The organism is Candidatus Defluviilinea proxima (genome assembly GCA_016721115.1).
Classification (GTDB): Bacteria; Chloroflexota; Anaerolineae; order Anaerolineales; family Villigracilaceae; genus Defluviilinea; species Defluviilinea proxima.
In genome coordinates this window covers 1,858,920-1,882,449 of sequence record JADKIW010000001.1, presented here as the reverse complement: position 1 = coordinate 1,882,449, position 23,530 = coordinate 1,858,920, and the positions used below count along the sequence as shown (strand labels likewise).

At 47.7% G+C, this 23,530-nt stretch carries 22 protein-coding genes, 1 pseudogene and 1 riboswitch; of the genes and pseudogenes, 11 read left to right on the top strand and 12 right to left on the bottom strand.

Annotated features, from left to right (window positions below):
• The first annotated feature begins 216 nt into the window (after positions 1-216).
• The 11 genes from IPP66_08715 (at position 217) to IPP66_08665 (ending at position 12,321) form a co-directional block, all read left to right on the top strand.
• Positions 217-1,632, top strand: a complete 1,416-nt coding sequence (locus tag IPP66_08715; GenBank protein MBK9925363.1) for an aspartate kinase — start codon at positions 217-219, stop codon at positions 1,630-1,632.
• Between the two features lie 57 nt (positions 1,633-1,689).
• Positions 1,690-2,751 (top strand): aspartate-semialdehyde dehydrogenase, encoded by a 1,062-nt coding sequence (gene asd / locus IPP66_08710; protein MBK9925362.1) that lies wholly within the window; start codon positions 1,690-1,692, stop codon positions 2,749-2,751.
• 55 nt (positions 2,752-2,806) lie between these two features.
• Positions 2,807-2,925, top strand: a riboswitch (SAM riboswitch).
• A gap of 116 nt (positions 2,926-3,041) precedes the next feature.
• The gene (locus tag IPP66_08705) at positions 3,042-4,331 is read left to right on the top strand and encodes an O-acetylhomoserine aminocarboxypropyltransferase/cysteine synthase (protein MBK9925361.1); all 1,290 of its coding nucleotides are present in this window, start codon (positions 3,042-3,044) and stop codon (positions 4,329-4,331) included.
• Between the two features lie 133 nt (positions 4,332-4,464).
• Entirely contained in the window at positions 4,465-4,830 is a 366-nt protein-coding gene (locus tag IPP66_08700; protein ID MBK9925360.1) for a four helix bundle protein, read from the top strand.
• Between the two features lie 38 nt (positions 4,831-4,868).
• A complete protein-coding gene (gene metA / locus IPP66_08695; protein MBK9925359.1) occupies positions 4,869-5,810 on the top strand; it encodes a homoserine O-succinyltransferase in 942 nt (313 codons plus the stop codon).
• A 158-nt stretch (positions 5,811-5,968) separates the two neighbouring features.
• Positions 5,969-7,252, top strand: coding sequence for an O-acetylhomoserine aminocarboxypropyltransferase/cysteine synthase (locus tag IPP66_08690; GenBank protein MBK9925358.1), 1,284 nt, complete (start codon positions 5,969-5,971; stop codon positions 7,250-7,252).
• A 171-nt stretch (positions 7,253-7,423) separates the two neighbouring features.
• Positions 7,424-9,760 carry a PQQ-binding-like beta-propeller repeat protein gene (locus IPP66_08685; protein ID MBK9925357.1) on the top strand — a complete coding sequence of 779 codons (2,337 nt, stop codon included), beginning with the start codon at positions 7,424-7,426 and terminating at the stop codon, positions 9,758-9,760.
• A gap of 261 nt (positions 9,761-10,021) precedes the next feature.
• On the top strand, positions 10,022-10,780 hold the full coding sequence (locus IPP66_08680) for a polysaccharide deacetylase family protein (protein MBK9925356.1): 759 nt from the start codon (positions 10,022-10,024) through the stop codon (positions 10,778-10,780).
• Positions 10,781-10,908: 128 nt separating this feature from the next.
• Complete coding sequence (locus IPP66_08675) at positions 10,909-11,355, top strand: nuclear transport factor 2 family protein (GenBank protein MBK9925355.1); 447 nt, start codon at positions 10,909-10,911, stop codon at positions 11,353-11,355.
• 154 nt (positions 11,356-11,509) lie between these two features.
• The gene (locus IPP66_08670) at positions 11,510-12,130 is read left to right on the top strand and encodes an IS5 family transposase (protein MBK9925354.1); all 621 of its coding nucleotides are present in this window, start codon (positions 11,510-11,512) and stop codon (positions 12,128-12,130) included.
• Positions 12,088-12,321, top strand: coding sequence for a transposase (locus IPP66_08665; protein MBK9925353.1), 234 nt, complete (start codon positions 12,088-12,090; stop codon positions 12,319-12,321). The genes IPP66_08670 and IPP66_08665 overlap by 43 nt, the downstream gene beginning before the upstream one ends.
• A gap of 8 nt (positions 12,322-12,329) precedes the next feature.
• On the opposite strand, the gene IPP66_08660 is transcribed toward IPP66_08665, so the two are convergent.
• From IPP66_08660 to IPP66_08605, 12 genes and pseudogenes are all read right to left on the bottom strand, one after another.
• Entirely contained in the window at positions 12,330-13,583 is a 1,254-nt protein-coding gene (locus IPP66_08660; GenBank protein MBK9925352.1) for a YcaQ family DNA glycosylase, read from the bottom strand.
• A 10-nt stretch (positions 13,584-13,593) separates the two neighbouring features.
• The gene (locus IPP66_08655; protein MBK9925351.1) at positions 13,594-14,463 is read right to left on the bottom strand and encodes a flap endonuclease; all 870 of its coding nucleotides are present in this window, start codon (positions 14,461-14,463) and stop codon (positions 13,594-13,596) included.
• Positions 14,464-14,579: 116 nt separating this feature from the next.
• Entirely contained in the window at positions 14,580-15,155 is a 576-nt protein-coding gene (locus IPP66_08650) for a dihydrofolate reductase (protein MBK9925350.1), read from the bottom strand.
• Positions 15,156-15,233: 78 nt separating this feature from the next.
• A complete protein-coding gene (locus tag IPP66_08645) occupies positions 15,234-15,911 on the bottom strand; it encodes a helix-turn-helix transcriptional regulator (protein ID MBK9925349.1) in 678 nt (225 codons plus the stop codon).
• Between the two features lie 37 nt (positions 15,912-15,948).
• Complete coding sequence (locus IPP66_08640; GenBank protein MBK9925348.1) at positions 15,949-16,500, bottom strand: hypothetical protein; 552 nt, start codon at positions 16,498-16,500, stop codon at positions 15,949-15,951.
• A gap of 30 nt (positions 16,501-16,530) precedes the next feature.
• Positions 16,531-16,713 (bottom strand): annotated as a pseudogene (locus IPP66_08635) (DNA-binding protein).
• Positions 16,710-17,087: a DUF1801 domain-containing protein gene (locus IPP66_08630; GenBank protein ID MBK9925347.1), complete on the bottom strand. Its 378-nt coding sequence runs from the start codon at positions 17,085-17,087 to the stop codon at positions 16,710-16,712. The pseudogene IPP66_08635 and the gene IPP66_08630 overlap by 4 nt, the downstream one beginning before the upstream one ends.
• A 13-nt stretch (positions 17,088-17,100) precedes the next feature.
• Entirely contained in the window at positions 17,101-17,703 is a 603-nt protein-coding gene (locus tag IPP66_08625) for a DUF1801 domain-containing protein (GenBank protein MBK9925346.1), read from the bottom strand.
• Positions 17,700-19,028: an MFS transporter gene (locus tag IPP66_08620; protein MBK9925345.1), complete on the bottom strand. Its 1,329-nt coding sequence runs from the start codon at positions 19,026-19,028 to the stop codon at positions 17,700-17,702. The genes IPP66_08625 and IPP66_08620 overlap by 4 nt, the downstream gene beginning before the upstream one ends.
• A 24-nt stretch (positions 19,029-19,052) precedes the next feature.
• Positions 19,053-19,628 (bottom strand): dihydrofolate reductase, encoded by a 576-nt coding sequence (locus tag IPP66_08615; protein ID MBK9925344.1) that lies wholly within the window; start codon positions 19,626-19,628, stop codon positions 19,053-19,055.
• Positions 19,629-19,636: 8 nt separating this feature from the next.
• On the bottom strand, positions 19,637-21,013 hold the full coding sequence (locus IPP66_08610) for an FAD-binding oxidoreductase (protein ID MBK9925343.1): 1,377 nt from the start codon (positions 21,011-21,013) through the stop codon (positions 19,637-19,639).
• A gap of 138 nt (positions 21,014-21,151) precedes the next feature.
• Complete coding sequence (locus IPP66_08605) at positions 21,152-23,401, bottom strand: excinuclease ABC subunit UvrA (GenBank protein ID MBK9925342.1); 2,250 nt, start codon at positions 23,399-23,401, stop codon at positions 21,152-21,154.
• Positions 23,402-23,530 lie beyond the last annotated feature (129 nt).

Sequence of the window (23,530 nt, the reverse complement as noted above, 5' to 3'; positions counted from 1 at the left end):
ACTGGCATAGAATACCGCCCAACATGAACAAACACCACTTCTTCGGTATGACCATGTCCACAACTACCTCCGGTACGCACCGTGAGGCGATTGTGCATGGAAGAAAATAACCGAAGCAAGGTTATCGAAACACACAGCGCCTCACGGAAACGTGAGGCGTTTTATTTTGCACAGACTTCCGAAGTCTTTGAGACTTCGGAAGTCTAAGGAGCCATTATGTCAAAAACACTTGTAATGAAATTTGGAGGAACATCCGTTGGGTCTGCCAATGCGCTCACGAACGCAACCCAGATCATTCGAGATGCAAAAAAGGATTGGGACAGAGTCGTCGTTGTAACATCTGCCATGGCGGGCGTGACGAATCTACTATTGGACTCAGCCGCTTCAGCTTCGCAAGGGTTGGCTGATTCGTTGCCCCAAGCCGAATCCACGCTGAGACAAAAACACTTCGACGCCCTCGATGCGCTCGTCAAAGACGAAAGCCTTCGTGAGCAGGCAAAACAAAAGATCAACGCATTGATCCTTTCGTTTGTGAACCTGTGTAGCGCGATGGCTGTCCTTGGTGAAGCCAGCCCGCGCGCCATGGACGCAGTTGCCTCGATAGGTGAACGAATGAGCATCCATTTATTGGCGGCAGTGGCAAACAGTGATGGGATAAAAGCCCAAGCCATTCAGTCCTCCGAGTTTGTAGTAACCAACGACCACTTTCAGAACGCCCACCCCGACTTCAAAGTTACAACCGAAAAAACTAGAGCTCTCTTGAATCCATTGTTGGATAAAGACATTGTCCCCATCACAACAGGCTTCATCGGCGCAACACCCGAAGGCGTGATCACAACTCTCGGCCGAGGAGGAAGCGATTATTCCGCCGCGATCATCGGCTCCGTCCTCCCTGCTGACGATGTCTGGATCTGGACAGACGTGGATGGCGTCATGACCACCGACCCACGCATTGTGCCAAATGCAGTCACTTTGCCAGAGATCAGTTACAGTGAGATCGCTGAGCTTGCCTACTACGGAGCGAAAGTCCTGCACCCTAAAACCATCCGCCCAGTAGTGGACGCAGGGATCGGTCTACGAATCTGTAATACGTTCAACCCGAGTCACCCAGGCACAAGATTGATCGCCAGCAAAAGCAATGGCAAAGTCAATGGCAAAGTCGTCAAAGCAGTGACTGCCATCCGCAAACAAAGATTGATCACAATCGAAGGCCGTGGCATGCTTGGCGTCCCTGGCGTGGCGGCACGCGCATTCGGTGCGGTGGCTTCAACAGGCACAAGTGTCCCGCTCATTACACAGGCTTCATCGGAACAATCCATTTGTTTTGCTGTACCATCCGAACTTGGCCCCACAGTGTTATCGGCGCTTGAAAACGCATTTGCTGAAGAGATCAAAGACGAAGACATTGACCGCGTCTGGTCAACCGAAGATGTTTCGATCATTACCGTCGTCGGCTCAGGGATGCGGCACACGCCCGGTGTTTCGGGTAAGGTCTTTAGCCAACTCGGCGAAACCGACATCAACATCCTAGCCATCGCGCAGGGCTCATCGGAAGTATCCATCAGTCTCGTTGTAGATTCGGCGGATACGGAAGGTGCCGTGAAAGCGTTGCATGAATTAATTATTCAATAACACGTAGGGGCGACCAGCTGGTCGCCCCTACATAAAGAAATCAAAGGAGAAATCATCATGCCCCAATCCCCCATCCCCGTAGCCGTGCTTGGCGCGACGGGTTCTGTTGGTCAACGATTCATTTCATTGCTGGATAATCATCCCTGGTTCAAAGTGGTTGCACTTGCCGCCTCTGATCGTTCTGCGGGAAAGAAATATGCAGAAGCTACTCGCTGGGTGCTCGATACGCCCATGCCCGATTACGCCAAGGACATGGTCATCGTCCCTGCCAACACGGATGCCGTGCAGGCAAAGATCGTTTTTTCTGCTCTTCACACAGAAATAGCAACCGAACTTGAACCACAATTTGCAAAAGCAGGTTCGGCAGTGTGTTCGAATGCGTCATCCTATCGGCGCGGCGAAGATGTGCCATTGCTCCTGCCTGAGATCAACGCCGATCACATTCAACTCATCAAAGCACAACGCCAGAACAAAGGTTGGAGCGGATGTATCGTCACGAACCCGAATTGCACGAGCACGGGTCTCACGATCGCGCTGAAGGCTCTCGATAATGCATTCGGTGTGAAAAAAGTTTTCATGGTTTCGATGCAGGCACTTTCAGGAGCGGGTTACCCTGGCGTCCCTTCGCTTGATATTATGGACAATGTGATTCCCAACGTCGGCAACGGCGGCGAAGAAGAAAAAGTGGAATGGGAACCACGCAAGATGCTTGGCAAATTCAATAACGACAAAATCGAATTGGCGAACATTCAATTCAGCGCACACACGAATCGTGTGGCTGTCATTGATGGACATACGGTTTGTGCGAGTGTGCAACTCGATAAGTCTGTTGAGCCTGAAGTTGCGATACAAGCATTGCGTGAGTACACAGCTCCACTATCAGCGAGGGAACTGCCGTCGTCACCGCGACCAGCTATCGAGGTCAGAGATGAAGCGGATCGCCCTCAGCCGAGACTCGACCGCTTGGCAGGAAAAGGCATGACGACCGTAGTAGGCCGCGTGCGAAGAGATCCCATCCTTGATCTTAAATTTGTTGTGCTTTCACACAATACGATTCGTGGTGCGGCAGGTGCATCCATTTACAATGCAGAATTGCTCGTTAACGAAAGTTTATTGTAAATGCCCTTGACACATCTTTCATCGGCATGATATAACCCGCCCAATTAAATATTCGCTCTTATCCAGAGAGGCGGAGGGACCGACCCTTTGAAGCCTCGGCAACCAGACAATTGTTATGGTGCCAAATTCGGCAAATAAGAATGGCGTGTGTCATTCATATCTGGAAGATGAGAGGACGGTATAGTCTTATGCCTCTTCTTGTACTTTCAGAAGAGGTAAATTTTTTAATCCCCTAAAGGGGATGCATACCTCTTCTGTGGGCGATAAAACTTTAAAGAGGAGTTTCTAAAATGTCCAGTATCAAAGATCGCAAGTTAGGTTTCGCCACCCGCCAGTTACACGCGGGATACACACCCGACCCCACCACAGGGAGTCGTGCGGTGCCGTTGTATCAAACAACGAGTTATCAGTTCAAGAGCACAGAACATGCCGCTAATTTGTTCGCACTCAAAGAGTTGGGAAACATCTACACCCGTTTGATGAACCCAACCACCGATGTGCTCGAACAACGCATTGCCGATCTCGAAGGCGGTGTTGCCGCACTCGCCGCAAGCTCTGGTCATGCCGCGCAAGCACAGGCAATCTTTACCTTGTGCAACGCAGGTGACCACATCGTTTCATCGTCACGTTTGTATGGCGGAACGTACAACCAGTTCAAGTACACCCTGCCCAATCTGGGAATTGACGTCACGTTCGTTGACCCAACCAACCCGAAGAATTTCGAAGCAGCAATCAAGCCGAACACCAAGATCATCTACGGCGAGACCTTGGGCAACCCCGATATTTCCGTGTTCCCCTTCGAGGAAGTTGCCGCGATCGCCAACAAACACAAGCTCGTGTTGATGATCGATAACACCTTCGCCACGCCGTATCTCTTCCGCCCGTTCGAATGGGGCGCACACATCATCACGCATTCCACCACCAAGTTCATTGCCGGGCACGGCACATCCATCGGCGGCATTATTGTGGATGGCGGCAACTACGATTGGAGCAACGGCAAGTTCGCAAACTTCAACACTCCCGATCCTTCGTATCACGGCTTGGTGTATTCCTCCATCGCTGCGGCGGGACTTCCCCCATTCGCCATCAAAGCGCGTGTACACGTGTTGCGCGACATCGGCGCGTGCCAGTCACCGTTCAACTCCTGGCAGACCATTCAGGGCATCGAAACATTGAGCCTGCGCATGGAACGTCACGTACAGAACGCGCAAGCCGTTGCTGAGTTCCTTGAGGCTCATCCGAAAGTCAGTTGGGTCAAATACCCCGGTCTCAAGAGTCACCCCGATTACGCTCTCGCCAAGAAATATTTACCCAAAGGCGCAGGCGCAATCCTCGGCTTCGGTATCAAAGGCGGCGTGGAAGCTGGCAAGAAGTTCATCGAAAGTCTGCAACTCTTCAGCCACCTTGCCAACGTCGGTGATGCACGCAGTCTTGCCATTCACCCTGCCACGACCACACACAGTCAACTCAGCGCCGAAGATCAGATCTCGGCTGGCGTGAGCCCCGATTTCATCCGCTTGAGCATCGGTCTCGAAGACTTCGAAGACATCAAGTGGGATCTGGAGCAAGCGCTCGGCTAATGATGAATGCTGATTGAGAAATGATGAATAAACCTCTTGCAAAAGTCGCAAAATATCCAAATGCATGAACGAGGATTGCAGGCTTTTGCAAGAGGTCAATCAGTAATTTGCCAGACACTCTCAGGAATTAATTATGCCGTACGACCCAACTGATCTGAAAAATCGGACCAAGGCTTATGCACTACGTATCATTAAGTTGTATCAAGCCCTTCCGAAAAGTGGCGAGGCGCAAGTGATTGGAAAGCAAGTCCTACGCAGCGGAACATCAGTTGGGGCACAATATCGTGAAGCCTGCCGTGCAAAATCTCAATCAGACTTCATCAACAAAATGGAAGGTAGTTTACAAGAGCTGGATGAAACTGGATACTGGCTTGAACTCCTTACCGAGAGCAACATTGTGCCAGCCGAAAGGCTTGGCGACCTTCAGAAAGAGACAAGTGAATTGACAGCAATCTTTGTGGCATCTGTAAAAACCACAAAGAAAAACCGAGCCGCCTAATTCATCATTCATCATTCAGAAATCAGCATTTAAAAACCATGCCTGTAAAAATCCCTTCCACACTTCCCGCACGTGCGATCCTTGAAAAAGAGAACGTCTTTATCATGGGCGAAGAACGCGCCTCCACGCAGGATATCCGTCCGATGCGCGTGGCGATTCTCAACCTCATGCCCACCAAGATCGCCACTGAAACTCAACTCTTGCGCCTGCTTGGCAATTCCGCTTTGCAGGTGGATGTGACCCTGGTGCATACCGCCACGTACGAATCCAAAAACACTGACGCCGAGCACCTGCTCACGCACTATGTCACTTTCGAAGAGATCAAGGATCAAAAGTTCGACGGTCTCATCATCACAGGTGCGCCTGTCGAACAAATGAAGTTCGAAGATGTGGATTATTGGGAAGAACTCAAGCAGATCATGGATTGGTCTGAGGAAAACGTCGAATCCAATTTCTATATTTGTTGGGGAGCACAAGCCGCGCTTTATCATCGCTACGGAATCCCGAAATATGACCTGCCCCGTAAGATGTTCGGCGTCTTTGAGCATCGCGTCCTTTCACGGACCGAGAAACTGCTTCGCGGATTCGACGACATTTTCTACGCCCCCCACTCCCGTCACACCGAGATCCGCCGCCAAGACATTGACCCCGTCAACGAATTGCAGATCCTCGCAGAGTCCGATGAAGCAGGTGTGTACCTCCTTGGCTCCAAAGATGGGCGTCACATCTTCGCCACGGGGCACTCCGAATACGATCCGTTCACACTTAAAGCAGAATACGACCGCGACGTGAACAAGGGACTTCCCATTCACGTCCCGAAAAATTATTATCCCAACGACGATCCGACTCAAACGCCCCACGTCCGCTGGCGTGGACATGCCAACTTGTTGTACGTCAACTGGCTCAACTACTACGTCTACCAAGTCACACCTTATGACCCGAACCAGATCCCCACGGGCTCAACTCGCAGCGATTTTTAAAAGTACGGTGGTTGAGTAGCCTTGAGCGTTCGTTGCGAAAGGCGTATCGAAACCACCAATAAGCAAAGAGATTTTTGTTACAAGATAATTTCTAGTAACTGTTGGTTTCGATACCTTCGTACTCAACCAACGAGTTATTTATAAAGAAAGCGTCTGCCATGACCACTCCCCGCAAATTCGGTTTCACCACCCGCCAACTTCACGAAGGCTTCACATCCGATCCCACAACGGGGAGCAAAGCAGTCCCCATCTACCAAACATCCGCATACAACTTGCAAAGCACGGAGCGCGCCGCACGTCTATTTGCTTTGCAAGAATCAGGCAACATCTATACACGCATCTCGAACCCAACCACTAACGTCTTCGAGACTCGCATGGCAAGCCTCGAGGGTGGAGTCGGCGCATTGGAAGTGTCATCAGGCCACGCCGCACAAATGACCGCGATCCTGACCCTCTGTGAAGCGGGCGACCACATTGTCTCCACATCCACACTCTATGGCGGCACCGTCACACAATTCAAGTATAGTTTCCCACGCATCGGTATCAACGTCACACTTGTTGACCCCACCGATCCCGAAAACTTCCGCCGCGCCATCCAACCCAACACCAAGATCATTTATGGCGAGACCGTCAGCAACCCGCTTGGCAACGTCTTTCCATTTGAAGAAGTCGCCGCCATCGCAAAAGAACACGGCATCCCGTTGATGATCGACAACACCTTCGCCACGCCCTATCTTTGTCGTCCGTTTGACTGGGGCGCAGACATCGTGACCCACTCCACAACAAAATTCATCGGCGGACATGGCACATCCATCGGCGGTGTGATCGTGGATAGCGGCAAATTCAATTGGACAAAAAGCGGACGCTTCCCCAACTTCACCGAGCCTGATCCTTCCTACCATGACGTTGTCTACGCTGACGATTTCGGGCATCTCGCATTTATCTCGAAAGCCCGTGCTGGGGTCCTGCGTGATTTCGGCACATGCCAACAACCCATCGCCTCGTGGTTCTTCCTGCAGGGACTTGAAACTTTATCCTTACGCATGGACCAGCACGTCAAGAACGCACAAGCCGTCGCCGAATTTTTAGAGAAACATCCCAAGGTCAATTGGGTTGCATATGCAGGTTTGCCAAGTCACGCTGACTATCAACGTGGAAAGAAATACCTCCCCAATGGGACAGGCGCCGTCGTGGGCTTCGCCGTCAAAGGTGGACGCGAAGCAGGCGCAAAATTTATTGATAACTTGCAACTATTCAGCCACGTTGCTAACCTCGGTGACGCCAAATCACTAGCCATTCATCCCGCCAGCACGACACACTCTCAACTCTCCGAACAAGAACAGATCGCCGCAGGCGTCAGCCCTGATTTCATTCGGTTGAGTATTGGACTTGAAGACATCGAAGATATTCTCTGGGATTTGGACGAGGCATTGAACTCATAAGCATGTCACTCTGAGCGTCAGCGAAGAGTCTCTAAAACAATAAACGGGGAAATTGATGGTTGTTGCCTTTTTAGCAGGGAGGTTCTATAATTCTGTCCAAGTGCTTTGCAGAATGGTTCTGCTTAAGACATAGTCGGGCGTGTCACATCAATCAGATTTTCCTAACAAATCATGAAAACTGGGAACTACTTTCAACAATTCAAAGCTATTTTATTTTATGGAATAAGAATCATTGCCGTTCCCACTTTATTAATCAATATATTCTTTGTCTTATTCCTATCAATAGGGCTCAGTCAAGCAATGTGGGATATTGAGCTTATCGACGGGATACTCATATCCCTACTTATCATTACACCCTTTCTTCTCCTCACGTTTTTAGGAATTGTCATTGTCAGCCTTATCATTTCTTTAAATAAAAAATTTTCAGACATCACAGCATTTACCCTCGGGGCATTGATTGGGATTGCCATAGCAGCAACTGGGAACATCGTTTCCTTTTTATTTGAATTAATGAGCTTTGAATTCATTTCTCTACCCAGCATTGTCGCTGTCGTTTCGCTAGCTTATATAGGGCAAAAAACGAACAGGCAATTCAATTTAGAAGCTGAAACAAACTTGGCAGGCTTGGACTTGCGAACAGTCTTATTGCAAGCAACTTCATGGACAATAATGATTGTTTGTATAGGCAGTATTGGCTACTTGTTAGCCAGTGAGGGTTATTTAGATCTTCTGAGTATATATATCTATCTAGGATACGCCTTATCAATTTCCTTGCCCGCCGTCTTTTTGGCGAGATTATTGATTGGATTTCTTGTCAAGAAAATTCCAAAACCCACCTTCTTGAATTGGTCAATATGGCAACGAGTTAATAATGCAATCGGTTGGGCAACTACAGGAGTACGAAAAATAATTGGCAATCATCCAATTCTAAAAATAGGTGCGTTTATCGTATTGGGTTATGGTGTTTTCTCTGGCATCACTTATCTCATACTAACGACGTCATCTGATCGCGAACTATGGAGAATTACAGATTATGATGTTTCTGAGCCGGCAGTAATTAATGACTTGTTTATTTTCCACGGTTACAAAGAAGATCGTTCAATAGATTGTTATTGTCTTTATGCTGTGGATAAATCAACAGGAAAGATCATTTGGTCTACAGAAAATATTGCACAGCCATACAGTGGCTTCGCCTCCAGCTCATCAACATCCTTTTCAGTCTACACTAGCCTAGAATTAGCATCACAAACAGGTGATTTCGTCTACGTTAGTCTAAACTACCGGAGCTCATACGACACAACAGAGCAAGTTCTTTTCGCATTAAGAAGCAGCGACGGCAAGGTAATCTGGAAAGTTGATGGGGCAATAGATACCAACTCGTTTTCCAACTCTATCAGAGAGATTAATCGAATCTATATTGTTGACAATCAGGGTGATATGCTAGCGATCGACAGTAATACAGGCAAAGAGCTTTGGCGGCGTAATGTTTATCCAATTTACGATGAAGATTACACTTGGTTTACTTTCCATAATGATATAGTCGTTGTCTCGACCCACTCTTCTGAGTGCCTTAAGTGTTGTTGTACTTTTATATCAGACGAGCAACAGTATGAACAAATTGCGACGTATAGCGCAGAAACAGGCCAACCACTATGGGAATCTACCCGACTTGATAGTGGAAGAATTTATACATTCAACAAAACGCTATACATGGCATCCCGTCCATGGGAAAATTCATCTGATATTGATAAAAGAGATGATAATCTTGTAACAGCAATAGATTTAGAAACAGGAAAAGAACGATGGGAGTTGGTTTTTCAAAATGCTCATGAGTTTAGCGTGGCTGCTGGCGCTAAAAACGAAACCATTTTTTTTATCAAAACCTATAAAGGCGGACCGGAAAATTTCCACGAATTAGCCAAACTTATTGTTGTTGATGAGTTCACTGGCACGCCTATCTGGCGCTTTAACGAGGATTTTTCTCATGGCAATCTTGGGTATCTCATCAATGGCGACTCGGTATATATAGGTACAGAGAATGGCTTTGTTTACTCATTCGATAGTGCGACTGGAAATATCATCTGGAAGACTGAGACAAAACATTTTCCATTTCATTTTGTTATTGAGGGAAACGCCCTAGTTACAGTTTATGAAGAGAGTTATGTGTCTGCACTGGATACTAAGACTGGATCGCAAAAATGGAAGTTAGACCTTGGCATTGATGAAAGTTGGTCGATTTTTTGGGATGAAATTATAGGAAATAACAACAATACTGTGTTTATCGCGGGAAATAATAACCAAAGAATATATGCGATTGATATTGATACTGGAAACCAGCTTTGGACATGGAGACACTTTCGCCCAACAGGTTCAGAATATGAACTTGGCTTTATCGATGATAATGTACTATATATCAGCCAACACCCAAAGCGGAATGTTTTTAGCGTTTTTTTGCCTGCTTATTTTGTTCGTGATGATTGGTATTTTGCCTTGAAAACAGAGCCTTAAGTATAGTTAGCCAGCAAGGCATGCAATGGATATAGTTTATGTTGTGACATTTTCAAACTGAATATCACTAGCGCACTATCCCCACTTCATAACCCGCTCTGGAATCATCTCATCACCCATACACGCCCGATGGTGAACCATCGGGCTATCCATATGAAGCCTGCTAAAGCGGACTCGTGTTCCCATCGAAAGTTGTAGACTTTTGTTGCTGTTGCCAGAACAGCCAAAACGAGTGTTCTTTGCCTGTAAGGAGTTTTTCAATTGAAACAAGCTTATCTCACAATCGACGATGCACCAAGTCGTGATTTCACGGCAAAAATGGAGTTCCTTTACGGGCATAAGATCCCTGCCATCTTTTTTTGTGAAGGGCGCTTTATCCAGCAACGTAAAGAGGCAGTGTGTACAGCCATCGAACGCGGATTTGTTATTGGGAACCATGCTTTTAGTCACCCACATTTTTCAGATCGGTCTGTGGAAGAGTGCAAACAGGAAATCCAAAAGACAGATGAATTGATCGAATCGGTTTATCGGCTTGCTGGCGTTGAATGGTCCGCCAAATATTTTCGTTTCCCTTATTTTGATAGTGGCGGTGACGAGAGCGGAACAGCATACGAATCAAAGTGGAACAGGCCTGCATCAGAATGGTTCCAGTATTCCCGTAAAGAGAGGCGCGACGAACTTCAACAATATCTGCGGGAGTTGGGATATCGTCAACCTCGATTTGAAGGGATCAATCCAAAATATTTTGACACAAACCTGCTAGCGGATGTAGACGTTCGCTGTACATACGATCAAGCGGAATATTGGTTGAATGAAGCGACTGCACCTTGGGGACTATCAGAGGAAGCCGTTATCTTGGCACGGATCGAGGAAGACCTTCCATACGACGGGCGCAGTTTAAATTGCAAAGATACTGTTGACATTATTCTGGTGCACGACCACGAAAAAACCACAGCACTTTTCTATCGTATTATCGAGCGCTACATGGAGAAAGGTATTCAATTCCTGCCTATTCCTTGACGTAACAAGATATGTATCGATCCCAATTTCACTAGCTTGAGGATATTCTCTAGGGCTTGAACGATTCTTTAAACGAGAACAGGTAATATTTACACGGCCAACAACATCCTTGCCCCAAGGAGTATCAAATGTCAACTACCCAGGCAGATATTGCAACGCTAAGCGCCCTCAATAAACGTTTTATCCATAACTTTGTCACAAATGATGTTCCGTCACACAGTGCCATCCTGCATCCTTCATTTAGAACCATTGACACAATGGGCGGTCACATGGATCGCGCCGCATATTTAGAAGAATGGGCCACCGGGTTTGACCCTGATGTCATAACATACTGGGATATGCGCGATGAACGTATTACCTTAATTGGAGATGTTGCGCTGGTAAGTGCCGCAACGAAATGGACCCGAGTTCGCGATGGCGTGGAAACTCAAGGGATGACATGTTACACAGATACGTATATCCGTACGGGAGAAACCTGGCTATGCGTCCTTGCCCAACTCACATCGGTAGCACCCCAAAACTACCCACCAGATAACACAATTGTTGTGAAGTATTTACGCGGGGTACTTCAATAATATAGACCACTCAGTCATATGAAGAACATGAGTCGATAAAGATCGTTATTTACAGCGAGAACAAACCAGCCAACAAAGCGCCAGGCGGATTGAAGTTCCACCCTTAGAGGCTGTTTAATAAATAGGAAAAAGAGGAAAAATCGGGCAAACTTGGATGATGACCAAATCAAACCAAGAATACCCGACTAACCTGAATGATACCGAATGGAAGCAAATTGCGCCATACTTGCCCAGAGCAAAGCGCAAAGGCAGACCACGAGAAATACCTTGGCGAGCGATTATGAATGGCATCTTTTACATTGTCAAAAATGGTTGTGTTTGGCGAGATTTACCACATGAGTTTCCTGCTTGGCAAACAGTCTATTATTATTTTAGACAGTTTGGGAAGAACCGCATGTGGGAAAAGCTTAATACGATCATTCGAGAGCGCGTTCGAATTCAAGCAGGGCGTAGTCCACAAGCGAGTGCAATGATTCTGGATAGTCAAAGCATAAAAAGTGCAGAAGGTGGTGAAAAAATTGGTTTTGATGGTGGCAAACTGATAAAAGGACGAAAAAGAAATGTGATTACAGATACGATGGGGCTCGTAGTTCTGGCCAAAGTCACTGCCGCTGATGTACAAGATGTTTATGCTGGCGAAGAAACTCTGGTGAAATTGAAAAAGAGGAAGTCTCTCAGAGCGCGTTTGCAAAAAATCTTTGCTGATGGTGGTTATCGTGGGCACCTCGTTGATTGGGTCAAAATGAACTTCAAGCTGAGATCACCTTCATCTTGAAGGTAGGCAACCAAAAAGGATTTCAAGTTCTACCCAAACGCTGGGTCATTGAACGAACTAATGCTTGGATCACGCGCAATCGTCGTATGGCTAGAGACTATGAGCGCTTGGTGCAATCCAGTGAGTCTTTTATTTATATCTTGATGATCCGGCTTGGGCTACGACGTCTTGCTAAATTTAAGATTTATTAAACAGCCTCTTAGGGAATATATTTCCCTGCAAACCGACGCAACAATGGTTGTGGAATCGCTTTCGCATTCAACGAGTCCGCGCCCAGGAAGTTTACGAAGCGCGCAAATCCACGAGCCAAGGCTTCTGCAAATACTTCATCTTTTCCGAGGGCTTTATCCTCCAACCACAAGCCCAGAATGATGAAGGTGTTTGTTGTGCGGTCGAGTTTGCTGTCAAAACGGGCAACGAGGCGATCACCCCATAAAACCGGTAGAACGTAATAACCAAACTTACGTTGATGTTCTGGCTTGTACACTTCCCACACATAATCAAACCCAAATAGCTCCTTTGCGCGCCCACGAGCACTGACATGATCCAACGGAGCAAGAAAAACAGCTTCTTCAACGGTGGTTGTATCCAACGGCTTCCAAGCCTTCGGAATACGGCCTGCACTCAGATCGGATATGAGCTTGATGTCTTCACTTACTGCATACTGCATCGTCTTCCACCCCTCTACTTTTACTTCGACGATCTCTCCATCTGCCAACATCTTCTCGAGTAGCCTTTTGGCCGCTCGGTCCGGTTCGCCGCGCCCATAGGAGTCACCTGTGCGCTGAATGCGTGTGATACCGCCAAAACAAATTTCTTTTTTAACCAGAAAACGATCCACCTCTTCTTGCGTCTTTTCGTACACCAGATCAATGGGTGCAACATTTTCCGTCAGCGCATACACTCGCTCGAAGCGTTCCCGGTGATGCATCATCACTTCGCCAGTACGCCACAAATAATACAAAGCTAATGCACTGTCCTTACGCCCACGATAACTCTGCGTCTTTTTGCGGTCTGCCGCTTCAAATTCACGGTTGCTCACAGTTCCACGGTCTTTCAAAATAGCACGTACTTCGATGATGGCTTTTGCATGTTCCTTTGCCATCTGTCGAAGACGTGAGTCACCAGCTACACCATCCCGCTCACGATGCATCACTGTGCGCCAATACGGTAACTCCTCCATTGGGCGGGCGGCTAACCAACCACCCCAATCAAAGAACTTACGTTGTTTGTATGTCACATCTTCCCATGTTTCAGGCTTATATCCGATGACGCGACTGTACAATGAAATATCCTGACTGCGCGCGATGATCTGTAACGGGTCAAGCTGTAAATATTCCATGGCACGCATGGCTTGCTCGGTGCCTTTCAAACCACGCCAGCGTCGCCCAGGCCATATGCCTTGTTTACCAAGGATAAAATGACGAGCAGTTTGAATGTCAATGTTCAACATAGATGTTCAACTACTTCCACTTCGTTACCCGCTCAGGGATTCGACTCTCCCCCACTTCTTCACATAACTTCTTCAAGCGCGGATGCGCTCCCTGCCACTTCAGATCGTTGAGCGTCTCTTTCAACGGGACGTCTGTCCGCAGTGTTGACAACTCTCGGAATAGCAAGGCATTCTCATAGTTCGTCTGTAGGTTCTCAAGTAAAGTCGTTGCACGCCCCAAACTCAGGGGGATCTTCTTCGGGTCTTTGGGAATGGACTCAATGTGTTTGAATTTCGCCAACACCGCCGAAGTGGATTTTTCACCCCAACCTTGAATCCCTGGGTAGCCATCTGCTGAATCACCGACAAGGGCGAGATAATCAGGAATAGATTCGGGACTCACACCAAATTTCTCAACCACACCTTTTTCATCCAACAGGATTTCCCTGCGCCGATCCCAACAAATGACTCGGTCACCGTCCACCATTTGAGTCAAATCTTTATCGACGGAACAAATGACGATCTGCTCAACGGATTTCAGTTTCTTAAACTTCGCCACTGCCGTTGCAATCGCATCGTCCGCTTCAAACTTGACCTGAGGCCAGATCACCAATCCCAAAGCGGATACCATCTTTTCGGCTAATCCAAATTGATTCAAGATGACCGGGTCAACGCCTTCGCTCGATTTATAGCCAGGATAAAGCTTATTGCGAAACGACTCAATCACATGGTCGAAAGCGACCGCTACATGAGTAACCTCGGGGTCAGAAAGGAGCAACATCATACTGCGGATCATTCCAAGCGTGGCGCCGATCTCCAATCCATCTGGAGCTTTCTTCGGTGGTGCACCAAAGTGAGCACGAAATAATTCGTATGTCCCGTCAACGAGGTGGATTTTCATGAAGGTCTCCTATGCCTTGTCACTCTGAGCGACCAGCGGGAACGAAGAGTCTCTGCTTTGTTGAAGGAATCTGCTCGTTTTGACAGAGATCCTTCGCTCCGCTCAGGATGACAATTTTATTTCATCTCAGTCTGAAAACGCTGATACACAACTCCCGTTGGAAGTGTGGACGATTCGATTAGTTTCAAATTCACACGTTTCCCATCAGGGAAGAGTCGCTTGCCAGTTCCAAGCACGAGCGGATACACATGCAGGGCATATTCATCCACGAGGTCATTCTCTATCAGAGCGTGCATCAGGACACTACTGCCATCCATGATGATGTTCTTGCCAGGCTGGCTCTTTAGTTTGCGAATCTCATCGATCACATTTCCGCTGATAACGGTCGAATCCCGCCAGGCATCTGCTGATTTTAACGTGGTGGAAACAACATGCTTTTTGAATCCACTGAACGGATCGTTGGCGGGATCAGGCTCAAACGCTTCGCCGTGAGTCTGCCATGTCTTTCGACCGAGCAACAACGTATCGGCATCAGCAAAGATCTGACCAAAGTGGGCACCAATCTCATCGTGCCAGTAAGGAAGCGTCCAACCGCCGTGGGTGAAGCCACCGTCGGTATCCTCAGTCGGACTGCCAGGCGCCTGAATGACACCATCCAAAGTAATGAACTCGTGAACAATAATCTTTCTCATGGTTAATCTCCTTTTGTTTATAAAGTGATAGCCACATCATATTCCCAAAGAAAGATCGTGTCTTGGAAAAAAACGACATCAAGCGGAATTCGCAGATTGGATGATCTGCGTTGGCGTTTGCCCATAATATCGCCTGAGGGAATTGGTCAGATGTGCCTGATCGAAATACCCGGTTTGATAAGTGGTATCTGAAATTGGAACACCGCTTTGTAAAAGTGAGGCCGCCTGTTTGGCCCGTTCGATCTGCTGAATGGTCTTATAAGACAAACCTGTCACCTGAAGAAAACGTCTTTGGACAGAACGCAGCGAAAGGTCCTGTGTTTTGCCGCGCAGTACGTCTTCCACCACCGGGTCGTGAGTGAGAAGATCTTCCCGTGTTAATTTATCCACAAACGTATCTATATTGTCAAAAGTGGGAAATTCCCATGTATCACCAAACAACTGAAAAGAGTTCTTTACGGTTTCAGGCAAATGAATTTCTTTATCCACGAATCTACTGACCGGGAGTGAAGGCATGAAGGCACCGTGTTTGAAAATGACACCCAGGAATTCGGCATCCTCGGGGATCGGCGCAGGTGAAACTTTTGTTTCAGGTCCGCGAATGCTCAAAGTGACTCTCCCCTTCTGTTTCGTAATCACCATCTCCCAGTTGCTAGCAGCCGTCGACAAGAACGAGCCGCCACCTACACTGCGCGCTCGATAAACAGTTTGTACAAAAGGGGAATCGGATAATTGAGTGCCGAGATCAACGATCATTAAAAGTGTTCCTGTCTACGAATAAATCTTTTGAAGATTACACCTTTTTCCACACAGATACATATTTCTTGCGATATTTCAAATCTGACTCTAATTCTATCAAATCCAAAGCCTTCTCCTTGATCTCACTGGATGTGGTAGCTTCGTAGAGACTACGTAGCCCAACTAGAATATCATAGCGGATGAGAGATCCGTTCTTTTCCTTAACGCATTCCTGATACCGTTTCTCCAGGCCTTTCACCACTAATATCTGCGCATTCTTACCGCCCAACCCTACCTTCCAAATAGATTGAAGGCAGTGCCGGGCTGTGACGAACTTTTCATCTTTTGTCACAGCGAGGAGTTTATCAAAGTCTTTGAACATTCGGCCTTTCGGGTCACTTTTGCCAAGATTGGCAAGCAACTGTGCTGAAATAGCGCGCACGTGATTGTCCTTGTGAGTTAACCCATCAACCAGTTCATCCCATGCCATGTATGTCCAGTCCACGGGTTTTTCGGTCTCTTCCATGAGAACCGTATAGGCATTGTTTTGCAACTCCCCGTCTGTGGAACGGATATTATCCAAGTGCATACGGATGGTTTTATCCATACTTGCTTCAGGCGGCCCCTTTGATAAACGAAAAGATAATCCCTTTGCCTTGAGCGCTTCACGCAATGTACTTATGGCATTCTTTCCCATGCCGTGTAATTGCATGAGTTCCTCTTCGCTGACCTTGGTCAGATGGTCGAGATAAGTGATGCCTGCGCTTTGAAGCGCTCGTTGAGCGGGAGCCGCCAATTTGGGAAGCTCTATATGCTTCATTTCTTCTTTTTTTCCGCCATATTAAAATCCACAGCCGCACGGATTAATTCTTTGAGTGCCTTTTCATCAATCTTATCGTTCTCGCCAATATCGATTGCGCGTGTAGCTTTTGCTTCAAGGCCAGCATTGAAGAGACCTTTCGGGTCTGGTAAAGAAGCACCTTTGAAAAAATTCAACTTGATGTGGTCTTTGAAAACTCCGCTGGCAACTACATTGTCTTTATATACCCACACGGGGACACCCCATTTCCATTCTTCAGTGACTTCAGGCGCGGTTTTCAAAATCAGTTCACGGAATTTAGCAATCCACTTTCCGCGCCAATCTGTGAGTTCCTTGATAAATTTGTCGATCTCTTGTGAGGGAGTCAGTGCCATTTTATACAGTCTCCTATTTTTGTAACTTGATCAAATCTTTCAAGGCTTTTTCCAGCGTTGGTTTCTTTGCCTTCACATCCTTTATATCCTCAAAATAAGCCATACGTCTATCTTTATAATCCCCTTCCAACAATTTGCTCTTGATTTTCGAAATCTGTGGATTATGGAACACAAGATGAATGCGCTTTTCATCTCGGAGATTAAACGTCACAAGATATTCGCCTTTGTAATTGAAGGATGGAGCTTTCCATTTAATTTCTTCATTGATGTCTTTATTCACACCTTTGATAATGGACCGCACCGCCTCCACTTCCGCCTTGAGCGGGTGACTGAGATTCTCGAGAAATTCATTCACCTTGTCAGTGCGGTTGACGAGTGAGCCGTTCTTGTTCGGCTTCTCCCCTGCTTGCCCATGTTTGAAGGACAAGCCCTGGGCCTTCAATGTATCACGTAGAATGCCAAGCGCTTTGGGTCCCATTCCATGTAACTGAGCAATCTCCGCTTCTGTGACTTTGGTCAACTGCTTTAGAGTGGTGTATCCCGCTGCTTCCAAGGCACGTGTGGCAGGAGCGCCGATCTTGGGAAGATCACTTTTACTTTGAGAATCTTTCGTCATGCAGGTTCCCCTTCGGGTAATACTGCAACTTCGTTTTCTTCCATGTAGCGCTTCGAGAGCAAGCCGTAGTATTTCGTGTTCATCGCGATCAATGTGACGATCAAGCCAATGATACCTGTTACCGTAAAGACGAGGGCAATACCACGATCCGCTCCCGTGCCGAACCAACTGCCGATCAGTTCAACGCCTGCACCGACGGTCATAAAGGGGATGAAAAACAATTCGGTAACAGGACCAATCATAAAGGTCGTCAGAGGCGAGGCGGACATTTCCACGCTTTGGGCAAAGCCGAAGACACGTCCCTGCCTTTCGAGCGGGACAACTTTCTGGATGACGGTATGTTCCGCCGCTTCAATAAATGGAACAACGCTGATGTAAATGAACATGCCGATGCACAGCAACACGATGGACGGCTGGATGGTGAAAACGCTGGAGATAATCCAAATAACGATGTTGGCGGCAAACATGGCGAAGATGGGGTTTTTGCCCAAACCGAATTTTGCGATGAGGAGGCCGCCGACGATAAAGCCGCAACTGAGGACTGCCCACAGCACGCCCCACACCTGAACCGAAACCAGCGACAGTCCGTAGGCGTCCATCAAGCCCATGAAGACGCCGCCCAAAAAGTTATTGAAGGTGCTGAAGAAGATCAACGCGATCAAGCCAGGGATGGCGATGACTACAGCGAACGTGCCACGCAAATCCACTTTGGGAGGTTGACCTTCGAGATGGACGATCTCCTTTTCTGGAATGTCCGTGAAGAAAAGATGTACGATCGAAAGAGTCATCACAACCATTGCAAGGATCAAAACGAGGTACATGCCCGAATGTGCGACAAGGAATCCACTGACGGCGGATGTGATGAGGAAGATGACGCCCGTTGTTGTGCCAACGAGACCATTTGCCTTGTCACGAGAATCTTCGGGGATGAGGATCGTGACCAATGTTGGCAGTGCGATGCCACGCAGGTTGCCTGCGATCACGCCGAGAAGCAGAAGTGGGACGAAGACCCAGAGTGTAGGGCTAGTGGGATTTTTCCATGTTTCGGCGGGGACGTTCAGGTACATCACAAATCCAATCACATAAATGAAGAGTGAAACAAAGCCCGAAAGGATCATGACGTTCTTTTTCTTGTTATGGTCAACAAGACTGCCGAACCAGATGCCCGAGACAGCAACAGCAACGAGATAAATGCCCGAAACAACAGAGGTCGCTGTGACGGATTTTGTTTCAAGATAGATAAAGAAGATCATCGCAAACCAGACGGTCATGTTGGTGACGTTGGCGAGGAGGGTATTACCGAGTATTTGATAAAAGGTTTTCACAAAATTTTTTCCTTTACGAAACGACTACTTTAAGACGCGATAGTGAATATGGGTGGCATGTGGAGAGTCAAGAACCCTGTCTTTTTCTAGCTGACTACTTTTTATGCCCAAATTTTCAAATAAGCGCACACCATCACCGAGGAGGATCGGCACATGGTTAATTTGTATTTCGTCGATCAGACCTGCGCTGAGAAATTGTTGAGCAATATCAGCTCCCATTAAACGGATGTCTTTATCACCTGTAACTGCTTGAGCCTGTCGAAGTGCACTTTCGATGCCGTCGGTTACAAAAGTAAAGGTTCCGCTCTTCTTTATTAACGGTTCGCGCTTCTTGTGGGTAAGCACAAAAGATGGCACAGGAAAAGGAACATCTCCCCACAGATCCACACCGACTTCGAATGTGCGATTCCCCAGTATCACTGCTCCCGTTTTCGCGAACATCTCGCGTTCCACGTCAGCGTCCACTTTATCTTTAGGTGTGCTGAATAGCCAGGTATGAAGGTTCTCGCCGTTCACGCCCATGGGATATTCTTTACTCACATTCGCACCTGCGATAAAACCGTCCAGTGACATGGACATATCTAAAACGACTTTGCTCATGTCGAATCCTATTTTGGGATGATGTTTTGATTCAAGTGGAACAAGTTTGTCGGGTCATATTTCTTTTTGATCTGACCGAGTCTCTTCCAAGTGTCGCCCGGATACGCCGCGCGGACTCGTTTTTGGTCTACCGCGCCAAGGAAGTTGACGTAGGCGCCTTTGTCGCTTTGGCGTAATTTCTTTTCATATTTAGTGACCCAAGCCTCATGCTGTTCTTTTTCATCTGGGTTTCCATACAAGGCGGCGAGGTTTGCCATGATCTTGGATTCGCGATGGGCAAATGCTGTCGCATCGGCAGGGACGCGCCCCATTGCACCGCCGAGCACACGCAACTGAGTCACAGCCATCATCGCTGTGGATTTTGCTAAAGTATCGAGCATGAATTGTGCAACAGAACTATCCACGTGATCGAGGAACATCGTGGTGGAAACCGCCACGGGATGATATCCGCCTTGTTCAGGGGGGAACATTTCAGTATATGCCATTGGGTGCAGCATATCTGCGTGAGGTGTGGCAATCACGCGGAATTTGGAGATGACTTGTTCCCCTGTTGTCGCGTCACCTGCGTAGAACATCATCGCCAATAAAATCAGCTTACCATGTAATTCTTGTGGAAGGAAAGGCATGGGCGGTGCGGGCATCACATTCAGGATGGCGGAAAGTTCGTCGGGAGCTGAATCAGCTTCGGCTAAGAAAGAAGCGATAGCGTCCGCTGTGGCTGGCAGAACTAACATCCCACCGTAGCCTTGATCCAATTTATGAAGCTTGAACTTGAAGCGCGTCGCTACGCCGAAGTTACCGCCTCCACCGCGGATCGCCCAGAAGAGATCGGCGTGAGAAGTTTCGTCAACGTGAAGTAATTGACCATCGGCAGTAACAACTTCCGCGGCGAGCAGGTTATCGATGGTCAAGCCATATTTGCGGACAAGATACCCAACGCCGCCACCGAGCGTGATGCCGCCAAGACCGACCGAACCCGCATCACCAAAGCCAGTGACAAATCCATGTGCGCCGACAGCAGCGGTATATTCGCCAGCGGTCATGCCTGTTTCAACCCAAGCGGTTTGAGTTTCGTGATCGATCTCCAATTTTTTCATCGCAGAAAGATCAAGCACAATGCCGCCTTCACTCGTGCTGTGACCTGCTCCGCTATGACCGCCACTGCGAACAGCGAGTTCAAAGCTGTGTTCACGCGCCAACGAAACAAGGCGCGAAACATCACCCGCATCTGCTACGCGGACGATGGCGGCGGGATGTTTATCCACGCCCCCATAAAAGGGAGTTCGTGCTTCTTCATAACGTGAGTCATCGGGGGCGATGACTTTGCCGTTGAACAAGGCTCTCAATTCTGAAATAGAAGGGGGAAGGATTGTTTGTGTCGTCATATTAAAGTCTCCAAATTCTCTAAAGGTCGAAATATTTTTAAAATAATACTTGCAGTAGGGACGACCCTTTCTTCTTGACTAGATAAAAGTCAGATCCTGACGGGTCGCCCCTACAATGAATTTCTGTAAGGTGTGTACTTAGTTTTTCAAATACGCACTGGTAAGCGATTGCTTTGCTTTCAATAACTCCTTGGGTGTACCTTCGAACATGACCTGCCCGCCTTTGTGGCCACCTTCGGGCCCCATGTCAATGATCCAATCTGCATTTTTGATGACATGTAAATTGTGTTCGATAACAACAACGGTATTGCCTGAATCCACGAGGCGGTTGATCACTTCCATCAAGTGACCAATATCAGACATGTGCAAACCCGTAGTCGGTTCGTCCATGATGTAGATACTGCCCTGCTTATGCAGTTCGCTGGCGAGTTTGATGCGTTGACATTCACCGCCCGAAAGTGTGCTCAAGGGTTGACCAAGTCCGAGATAATCCAAGCCCACATCGCTCATGGCTTGTAATTTTTTCTTTACTTCTGGAAGCTCGAAATACTCCAACGCTTGCTGAACATTCATGGATAAGACTTCTGAAATATTTTTTCCGTTCAGTTTATATTCCAACACTTCGTCTTTGAAGCGCCTGCCTTCGCACACTTCACAGGGCGATTTCACGCTATCGAAAAATGACAACTCGGTATAGATCACGCCCAGCCCCTGACAGTTTTCACAGGCGCCCTTCGAGTTAAAACTAAACAACGAAGCTTGTACCTTGTTTGCCGATGCGAACGCTTTACGGACATCGTCTAGAATACCTGTGTATGTAGCGGGATTGGAACGGCTGTTGACTCCCACAGCCGATTGATCGATCACGATCGCATCGGGATGTTGATGCTGGAACACTTCATTGATAAGCGAACTCTTGCCAGAGCCAGCCACGCCCGTGACCACGGTCAACACGCCAGTTGGAATGTTCACACTGACATTTTGTAAATTATTGACTTTCGCATTCTTGATCGGCAGTTTGCCTGTCGGCGTGCGGAACGAATCCTTGATCGGGACGGATTGCTGCATGTGCGTGCCCGTCAGAGTCTTTGCCTTGAGCAAGTTTGCATAACTGCCTTCGAAGACAATCTCGCCTCCCTTCGGACCTGCATGCGGACCCACGTCCACGATATGATCTGCCACCTTGATCACATCGGGGTCATGTTCCACCACGATGACCGTGTTGCCCTTGTCACGCAGTTTCTGCAACAACTCATTCATACGATGCACATCACGCGGATGCAACCCCACGCTCGGCTCATCGAAGATATAGATCACATCGCTCAGGCTACTGCCGAGGTGCTTAACGACTTTTACGCGCTGAGACTCTCCACCTGATAACGTGTCCGTTTCACGGTCAAGGCTGAGGTATTCCAAGCCAATATCCACAAGGTTCTGCAAACGCTCCACAAGCGCTTTGACGATCGGTTCGGCTGCGGGCACTTTGATCTTCTTTACGACTTCGATCAATTCAGGGATTTCCATGCTCGTCAGGTCGGCGATGCTGTACCCGTTGATCTTGCAACTCAGGATGGTCTTGTTCAACCGCGCGCCATTGCATTCGGAACAAGGTCCCATCGTCATGAAAGGCTCCACTGACTTTTGAGTCCGCTCGGACTTGGTTTTTAGATCCTGCTTGATGTACTTGTTGGTGAAGCGGTTGATAATGCCTTCGTAGGTTATGTTAAAGTCTTTTGCTCCCATCTTGGTCTTAACCTTGATGGGTTCGCTGTATAAAAGGTCGTGCAATTCCTTCTGGGAATATTTGGATATTTTCTTATCAGGATCGAACAAACCGGTATTAATTACATTGCTCCAGCCCCAACTATCCACATTGTATTCTGGAAACAAAATAGCGCCCTCATTCAGCGATTTGGATTTGTCCAGGAACTTATCCATGTCCACATCCAGCTTGCGGCCGAGGCCGTTACAGTTCGGGCACATCCCTTGTGGATCGTTAAAGCCGAAAACGTTGGTGGGTCCCACATGGGGTTGTCCGATGCGAGAAAACATCATGCGCAGGATCGTGTTGATGTCGGTGATCGTGCCCACGGTCGAGTGTGAACCGCCGCCCATCCGCTTCTGATCTACCACGATGGACATACTCAAGTTCTCGATAGAATCCGCTTCGGGTTGTGAATACTTCGGCAAGAAATTCCGCACAAACATGCTGAAGTTTTCGTTGAGCAGGCGCTGTGATTCGGTCGCTATCGTATCGAACACGATGGACGATTTGCCCGAGCCAGAGACACCTGTAAAAATTGTGATCTTACGTTTGGGGATGCGCAATGAAACATTCTTCAAATTATTTTCACATGCACCATGAATTTCAATATATTCCTGCGGCATAGTATCTCCTCTAAATTTTCTGCCGAACATTAAAGTAACAAGTGGGTAAAAGCAAAATTGCTTTCACCCACCCATGACAAAGGAACAAATATTTTAGAACATTTTTTCTAATTCGTCAAGGCAAACAGC

Coding starts and splice junctions, on each gene's coding strand:
- IPP66_08650 (MBK9925350.1), bottom strand. CDS start 15,155: ATGAGAAAGATTATTGTTCACGAGTTCATTACTTTGGATGGTGTCATT.
- IPP66_08675 (MBK9925355.1), top strand. CDS start 10,909: ATGTCAACTACCCAGGCAGATATTGCAACGCTAAGCGCCCTCAATAAA.
- IPP66_08660 (MBK9925352.1), bottom strand. CDS start 13,583: ATGTTGAACATTGACATTCAAACTGCTCGTCATTTTATCCTTGGTAAA.
- IPP66_08715 (MBK9925363.1), top strand. CDS start 217: ATGTCAAAAACACTTGTAATGAAATTTGGAGGAACATCCGTTGGGTCT.
- IPP66_08610 (MBK9925343.1), bottom strand. CDS start 21,013: ATGACGACACAAACAATCCTTCCCCCTTCTATTTCAGAATTGAGAGCC.
- IPP66_08605 (MBK9925342.1), bottom strand. CDS start 23,401: ATGCCGCAGGAATATATTGAAATTCATGGTGCATGTGAAAATAATTTG.
- IPP66_08705 (MBK9925361.1), top strand. CDS start 3,042: ATGTCCAGTATCAAAGATCGCAAGTTAGGTTTCGCCACCCGCCAGTTA.
- IPP66_08670 (MBK9925354.1), top strand. CDS start 11,510: ATGATGACCAAATCAAACCAAGAATACCCGACTAACCTGAATGATACC.
- IPP66_08685 (MBK9925357.1), top strand. CDS start 7,424: ATGAAAACTGGGAACTACTTTCAACAATTCAAAGCTATTTTATTTTAT.
- IPP66_08645 (MBK9925349.1), bottom strand. CDS start 15,911: ATGATCGTTGATCTCGGCACTCAATTATCCGATTCCCCTTTTGTACAA.
- asd (MBK9925362.1), top strand. CDS start 1,690: ATGCCCCAATCCCCCATCCCCGTAGCCGTGCTTGGCGCGACGGGTTCT.
- IPP66_08615 (MBK9925344.1), bottom strand. CDS start 19,628: ATGAGCAAAGTCGTTTTAGATATGTCCATGTCACTGGACGGTTTTATC.
- IPP66_08630 (MBK9925347.1), bottom strand. CDS start 17,087: ATGGCACTGACTCCCTCACAAGAGATCGACAAATTTATCAAGGAACTC.
- IPP66_08700 (MBK9925360.1), top strand. CDS start 4,465: ATGCCGTACGACCCAACTGATCTGAAAAATCGGACCAAGGCTTATGCA.
- IPP66_08640 (MBK9925348.1), bottom strand. CDS start 16,500: ATGGATAAAACCATCCGTATGCACTTGGATAATATCCGTTCCACAGAC.
- IPP66_08690 (MBK9925358.1), top strand. CDS start 5,969: ATGACCACTCCCCGCAAATTCGGTTTCACCACCCGCCAACTTCACGAA.
- IPP66_08655 (MBK9925351.1), bottom strand. CDS start 14,463: ATGAAAATCCACCTCGTTGACGGGACATACGAATTATTTCGTGCTCAC.
- metA (MBK9925359.1), top strand. CDS start 4,869: ATGCCTGTAAAAATCCCTTCCACACTTCCCGCACGTGCGATCCTTGAA.
- IPP66_08625 (MBK9925346.1), bottom strand. CDS start 17,703: ATGACGAAAGATTCTCAAAGTAAAAGTGATCTTCCCAAGATCGGCGCT.